This is a genomic window from Pseudomonas sp. LBUM1664, from assembly GCF_059695895.1.
Genome location: NZ_CP166791.1, coordinates 6,382,771 through 6,389,726 on the forward strand (window position 1 = coordinate 6,382,771; position 6,956 = coordinate 6,389,726).

A 6,956-nucleotide genomic window follows, 5' to 3' on the forward strand; every position below is an offset into this window, starting at 1 on the left:
CGAACTCAAGCGCTTTGCTCCAACTGACGGCCCGCGCCGCGTTTTTTCAAATGAATCATCAACAGGGAAATGGCCGCCGGGGTCACGCCTGGAATGCGTGAAGCCTGGCCCAAGGTCTCTGGACGGGTTGCTCCGAGCTTGCTCTGGATTTCCTTCGACAACCCGCTAATGCCTGTGTAATCGATATCCACAGGCAGTTTTGTGTCTTCGCTGGCGCGCAGACGGGCGATTTCGTCCTGCTGACGGTCGATGTAACCGGCGTATTTGGTCTTGATTTCGACCTGCTCGGCCACCTGTGGATCTTGCGCGCCATGACCGGTGACTTCGACCAGCCCGACGTAATCGATTTCCGGGCGGCTCAAGAGATTGAGCAGGTTGTATTCGTGGGTCAGTGGCGTACCGAATTTCGCCGCGATGGCATCGCCCTGCTCGGTACCGGGACGAACCCAAGTGCTTTTCAGGCGTTGCTCTTCCAGCTCGATACTCTCGCGTTTCTTGCAGAACGCGGCCCAGCGAACGTCATCCACCAGCCCCAGCTCACGACCTTTCTCGGTCAGGCGCAAGTCGGCGTTGTCTTCACGCAGGATCAGGCGATATTCCGCACGGGAAGTGAACATCCGATACGGTTCCTGGGTGCCCAGGGTAATCAGGTCGTCCACGAGCACCCCGATGTACGCCTCGTCGCGACGCGGGCACCAGCTGTCTTTGCCCTGGGCACGCAGCGCAGCGTTGGCCCCGGCCAGCAGCCCTTGGGCGCCGGCCTCTTCGTAGCCGGTGGTCCCGTTGATTTGCCCGGCAAAGAACAGACCGCCGATGACTTTGGTTTCCAGGCTGTACTTCAGGTCACGCGGGTCGAAGTAGTCGTATTCGATGGCGTAGCCGGGACGAACGATGTGAGCGTTTTCCATGCCGCGAATCGATTGCACGATCTGCAGTTGCACATCGAACGGCAGGGACGTGGAGATTCCGTTCGGGTACAGCTCGTGCGTCGTCAGGCCTTCGGGTTCGATGAAGACCTGGTGGCTTTCCTTGTCGGCAAAACGATGGATCTTGTCTTCAATCGAAGGGCAATAACGCGGGCCGATCCCTTCGATCACGCCGGAATACATCGGCGAGCGATCCAGGTTGGCGGCAATGATTTCGTGGGTGCGGGCATTGGTATGGGTAATCCAGCAGCTCACCTGTTTCGGGTGCTGCTCTTTCGAGCCCATGAACGACATCACTGGGATCGGCGTATCGCCCGGCTGCTCGGTCATCACCGAGAAATCCACAGACCGGCCATCGATACGCGGTGGCGTACCGGTTTTCAGGCGACCGACACGCAACGGCAATTCACGCAGGCGCTGGGCCAGGGCGATTGACGGTGGATCACCGGCACGACCACCGGAATAGTTCTGCATACCGATGTGGATAAGTCCGCCGAGGAAGGTCCCGGTGGTCAATACCACCGAATCTGCGAAGAAACGCAGGCCCATCTGCGTGACAACACCGCGCACCTGATCCTGTTCGACGATCAGATCATCGGCCGCCTGCTGAAATATCCACAGGTTCGGTTGGTTTTCCAGGATGTCGCGGACAGCGGCCTTGTACAGGACTCGGTCGGCCTGGGCGCGAGTAGCACGCACCGCTGGGCCTTTGCGGCTGTTCAATACGCGAAACTGGATACCGCCCTTGTCGGTGGCGATCGCCATCGCACCACCAAGGGCATCGATTTCCTTGACCAGGTGGCTTTTGCCGATCCCACCAATGGCAGGGTTGCAGCTCATGGCGCCGAGGGTTTCCACGTTATGCGTCAGCAGCAGGGTTTTTGCTCCCATACGTGCTGATGCAAGTGCTGCCTCGGTACCGGCATGACCGCCACCGATGACGATCACTTCAAAACGGGAAGGGAAATCCACCACGCACCTCGTGCCTGCTTAATTCAGGTCATTCGCAAATAGGTTTTGAGTCAGGTCCTGGGCGTTTTTCGAACCAGGTCGGCAAGTATAGGGACTTCGCCTTACCTAAAGAACCCTTTGCACAAAATTTAACCAGCTGTGGAGAACTCGCGGTTAAAGAAATTAAAAAGAAAGAAATTTATAAAACCTTTGTTTTTATGTTTATTCTTACTGACCCACATATCTGTGGATAAAACTCTACAGACCTTTATTTTCAATATGTACAGAGATTCAAAACCCTGTGGTCAGGTGGCAATGAGGGGCTTGGATAACCGCTGTAAGCCTGTGGATGAATGGGGTTGTTATCCACAGGGGCGATTATCTTCAGTTTTTGAGGGGGTTTATCAACCGATCTCAATGGCAGTTATTCACAGGGCTTAATCCACAGAAAACAGCCGCTTGCAGAGCAAAGGTTGCGCCACAGACAAGCCGCCATGAGGGGCAATCGCTGTAAATGAGAGAAGGAAACCGGGTTTGCGTTGGACTCGATTCGCTTTCGAGGGCAAACCCGGTTTTAGAGAAGGGTGTTATTTACCGATGCAGAAGCTGGAAAAGATCCGCCCCAGCAGATCATCGGAGCTGAAGGCACCGGTGATTTCCCCAAGGGAGTGCTGGGCTTGGCGTAAATCCTCTGCGAGCAACTCACCGGCCCCTGCGAGGGTCAGTTGGGCGCGACCGTGTTCCAACGCCGCGCTGGCATGGCGCAATGCTTCAAGGTGCCGACGGCGGGCGCTGAAGCTGCTTTCCGAGGTTTGCTCATAGCCCATGCAGGCCTTGAGGTGTTCGCGCAGCAGTTCCAGGCCTTCCCCTGCCGACTTCGCGCTCAGGCTGATAGTCACGTGGCCATCGTCACTGATTTCGAGGGCAATCGCCTCCCCAGTCAGGTCGGCCTTGTTGCGAATCAAGGTGACTTTCGCCGGGTCCGGGCGTACTTCGAGGAATTCAGGCCACAAGGCGAATGGGTCGTCGGCTTCCGGCGCAGTGGCATCCACCACCAGCAACACACGGTCTGCCTCGCCGATGGCCTTCAGCGCCCGTTCAACACCGATTTTTTCCACCTGGTCATCGGTGTCGCGCAGACCTGCGGTGTCTACTACGTGCAGTGGCATGCCATCGATGTGGATATGTTCTCGCAGGATGTCCCGGGTAGTGCCGGCGATCTCGGTGACAATCGCCGCCTCACGGCCTGCCAGGGTGTTCAGGAGGCTGGATTTGCCGGCATTGGGTCGTCCGGCGATCACCACCGTCATGCCATCGCGCAGCAAGGCACCCTGCCCCGCTTCACGCAGGACTGTGGATAACTCATCCCGTACCTTGTCGAGCAGGCTCAGTACGTGGCCATCGGCAAGGAAGTCGATTTCTTCTTCGGGGAAGTCGATCGCAGCCTCGACGTAAATCCGCAGGCCGATCAGTTGTTCGGTGAGGTGATGTACACGTTGGGAAAACGCGCCCTGCAAGGAACGTAACGCGTTGCGCGCGGCCTGTGCAGAACTTGCTTCGATCAGATCGGCAATTGCCTCGGCCTGGGCCAGGTCGAGCTTGTCATTGAGGAACGCGCGTTCGCTGAACTCGCCCGGCCGGGCCAGGCGACAACCCAGTTCAAGGCAACGCTTGAGCAGCATGTCCAACACGATCGGCCCGCCGTGGCCCTGCAGTTCCAGTACATCTTCGCCGGTGAACGAGTTCGGCCCCGGGAAATACAAGGCGAGGCCTTCGTCCAGCACCTGCTGGTCATCACTGAAAAATGGGCCGTAGTGAGCGAACCGCGGTTTGAGCTCGCGACCGCTGATAGCCAGGGCCGCAACACTGGCCAAAGGCCCGGAAATACGGACGATGCCGACACCTCCACGACCTTGGGCGGTGGCGACGGCGGCGATGGTTTCACGGGGTGCGCTCATAAACCGGTATCCAGACAAAAGTGGCAGATAGCAAAACGCCCCACTAGGGGGCGTTTTGTGTGGTTATCCACAGAGCAAGTTACGCCTCGGCTTTTTTCGCAGCCGCTTCGATCTTACGCGTGATGTACCACTGCTGAGTAATGGACAACACGTTGTTCACAACCCAGTACAGCACCAGGCCAGCTGGGAACCACAGGAAGAAGAAGGTGAAGATGATCGGCATCATTTTCATGACCTTCGCCTGCATCGGATCCGGAGGTGTCGGGTTCAACTGCTGCTGGATGAACATGGTCGCGCCCATGATGATCGGCAGGATGAAGAACGGATCCTTGATCGACAGGTCGGTAATCCACAGCATGAACGGTGCTTGACGCATCTCCACGCTTTCCAGCAGAACCCAGTACAGCGACAGGAACACAGGCATTTGTACAAGAATCGGCAAGCATCCACCCAGCGGGTTGATCTTCTCTTTCTTGTACAGCTCCATCATGGCTTGGGACATTTTCTGCCGGTCATCGCCATGTTGCTCTTTCAGCGCGGCCAGTTTTGGTGCCACGGCGCGCATACGAGCCATGGACTTGTAGCTGGCGGCCGACAACGGGAAGAAGATCCCCTTGATCAGCATGGTCAGGAAGATGATCGACCAACCCCAGTTACCAACGATGCTGTGGATATGTTGCAACAACCAGAAGATCGGCTGGGCAATGAACCACAGGAAACCGTAGTCAACGGTCAGTTCCAGGCCTGGGGACAACTCTTTGAGTACAGCCTGGCTTTTTGGACCGGCATACAGAATGGCGCTGGTTTCGGCTTTCGCACCTGGCGCGGCAGTCAATGTCGGGCCGGTGTAACCGATGATGAAGTTGCCTTTGCTGTCTTTACGCGTCTGGACGATGTTGCTGTCGCCCTTCTGCGGAATCCAGGCGGTCACAAAGTAGTGCTGCAGCCAGGCAACCCAGCCACCTTGAACGGTCTCCTTGAGCTGCGCCTTGTCCATGTCTTTCATAGACACTTTTTTGTACGGCTCCGAACTTGTCCACAGGGCTGCGCCCAGGTAAGTCGCAGTGCCGGTAGCGGTGCTGGAGGAAGGATCGTCGCTGGCATCACGCTTGAGTTGCGCAAACATCGCACCGGACCAGGGCTGAGCGCTCTGGTTGTCGATCAGGTAGGACACAGTCACGTCATACAGGCCACGTTTCAAGGTGAAACGCTTGATGTAGTTGACGCCATCCTTGCTGAACTTCAGGTCCACGACCAATTGGTCCTGACCATCAGCCAGTTGATAAGTCTTCTTCTCGGCGGAGTAAACCGGACGACCGGCCGGGCTTGCATCCGGACCGTTGGTGCCGATCAGGCCACTCTGGGCCAGATAGGTCCGCTCGTTACCGTTATCGAATAGCTGAAACGGAATTTCCGGATGGTCCTGGCGACGCGGATACAACGGCAACTTCAGCTGAGCGACGTCACCACCCTGTGGATCGATTGCCAGCTCGAGCACGTCGGTCTTGATCTGGATGAGATCTTTGCTTGCAGCCACGGGGGCTTCAGCAGGTGCACTGGTATCGCTTGCCGCGCGCGGAATGTCGTCATTGCTGGCAGCGTTGTTGCCAGTAGGGGTGTCCGGCAGGCTCGGTGCGGTATTGCTGGCTGCAACATTCTGAGTCGGCAGGGCAGCCTGGCCATAGTCCTGGTTCCATTTAAGGACCATGACGTAGGACACGATTGCCAGGGCGACGATCAGGATCGTGCGTTTGATATCCATGATTACTCGGCCATCGAAGAAGAACGGGAGGTAGGGATAGGCGGAACCGGGTCATAACCGCCGGGATTCCACGGATGACAGCGACCTAAACGACGAAAGGTCAGCCAGCCACCGCGCAGAAGGCCATGATTTTCTATGGCTTCATACGCGTAGCAGGAACAGCTGGGGTAGAAACGACAGTGACTGGCCATCAGGGGACTAATGGCATAGCGATAAAACTGGATCGGAACGAGTGCCAGTTTACGCATCGGGACTGTCTACCCCTACAGTTTCGGTAGTGACTGCTGGTACTGGCTTGTTACGGGCCAGACGCTTCCAGAGCTTGCCGAAATGCTGAATCAATTCGGGGTTTTCTACGTCACCCAAACCTTTGCGCGCGACGATAACAATGTCCCATCCGACCAGTGAATCCTGGTTCAGGCGAAACGATTCGCGCATCAGACGTTTGAGGCGATTGCGCTCAACGGAGAGCTTGACGCTCTTTTTCCCGATAACCAGCCCGAGTCGGGGGTGATCGAGATCGTTGCTGCGCGCAAGGAGCAGGAGATTTTTCCCCGGAACCTTGCCGGTAGGGGAGTCAAAGACTGCCTTGAAATGCCGGGGTGTAAGCAGACGCTTTTCCCGACTGAAGTCCTGACTCACCTCCAGTGCCGGATTATCAAACTGCCAGACGCGCACGACCTTTGGCGCGACGACGCGACAGGACGGCACGGCCGTTCTTGGTAGCCATGCGAGCACGGAAACCGTGGGTACGAGCGCGTTTGATAGTGCTTGGTTGGAAAGTACGTTTCATGTCGTGTTACCTGGTTCGTCCACAACGGGCCGGAATGGCCCCCGTTTTAAGAGACCGGGGATTCTAGAGAAAGCAAGCCTCTAGGTCAATTTCCAACCAGCGTTTCCTTTAAATAGATCTCCAGCCCCTTGGGCGGATTCATCATGCAGCGCTAGATATAGAAATAAAGAAGGGAATTATTTAAAGCTTTTCTGTAAAGCTTATAAAAGCAAGGCTGCCACCTTGCTGTGGATAACCAGGCTCAGCCCTTGTAATTCACCGTGTACAGAGAATGACAACTACAGGGGAAAGCAGTGGCCAGCCTGTGCTGCGCTGTCGGATAAGCTGTGTGTGGAATGCCTAGTTATCCACAGGCTGGTTATCCACCGAGTTTCACCCCCACTTGTGCAACGACCTCAGGCCCGGTTATCCACAGAGCTTATCCACCGACCGCCCGTCGTCTTTCTCTCTGTTAAGGCATTGATAAATCATGGTCCATGAGCAACCTGCATGTGGATAAGTGGGCGTCTGCTCGCTACAATGGCCGCTTGTTTTTGCCTCACCGGCTTTCAACTTAGGGGATATCC

The 6,956-nt window shown here is 56.5% G+C and carries 6 protein-coding genes; all 6 read right to left on the reverse strand.

Features of this window, described 5'->3' with window-relative positions; all coding sequences use genetic code 11:
• Positions 1-5: 5 nt before the first annotated feature.
• The 6 genes from mnmG to rpmH all read right to left on the reverse strand — a co-directional run bounded on the left by mnmG (position 6) and on the right by rpmH (position 6,390).
• Positions 6-1,898, reverse strand: coding sequence for a tRNA uridine-5-carboxymethylaminomethyl(34) synthesis enzyme MnmG (gene mnmG / locus ACA047_RS29540; protein ID WP_497355519.1), 1,893 nt, complete (start codon positions 1,896-1,898; stop codon positions 6-8).
• Positions 1,899-2,464: 566 nt separating this feature from the next.
• Positions 2,465-3,835, reverse strand: coding sequence for a tRNA uridine-5-carboxymethylaminomethyl(34) synthesis GTPase MnmE (gene mnmE, locus ACA047_RS29545; RefSeq protein ID WP_497355521.1), 1,371 nt, complete (start codon positions 3,833-3,835; stop codon positions 2,465-2,467).
• Positions 3,836-3,914: 79 nt separating this feature from the next.
• Complete coding sequence (gene yidC, locus ACA047_RS29550) at positions 3,915-5,597, reverse strand: membrane protein insertase YidC (protein WP_497355523.1); 1,683 nt, start codon at positions 5,595-5,597, stop codon at positions 3,915-3,917.
• A 2-nt stretch (positions 5,598-5,599) separates the two neighbouring features.
• Positions 5,600-5,845 carry a membrane protein insertion efficiency factor YidD gene (gene yidD / locus ACA047_RS29555; protein ID WP_010465488.1) on the reverse strand — a complete coding sequence of 82 codons (246 nt, stop codon included), beginning with the start codon at positions 5,843-5,845 and terminating at the stop codon, positions 5,600-5,602.
• Positions 5,838-6,239 (reverse strand): ribonuclease P protein component, encoded by a 402-nt coding sequence (rnpA, locus tag ACA047_RS29560; protein WP_497360592.1) that lies wholly within the window; start codon positions 6,237-6,239, stop codon positions 5,838-5,840. Before rnpA ends, yidD begins: the two co-directional genes overlap by 8 nt.
• A gap of 16 nt (positions 6,240-6,255) precedes the next feature.
• The gene (rpmH, locus tag ACA047_RS29565) at positions 6,256-6,390 is read right to left on the reverse strand and encodes a 50S ribosomal protein L34 (RefSeq protein ID WP_003213577.1); all 135 of its coding nucleotides are present in this window, start codon (positions 6,388-6,390) and stop codon (positions 6,256-6,258) included.
• Positions 6,391-6,956 lie beyond the last annotated feature (566 nt).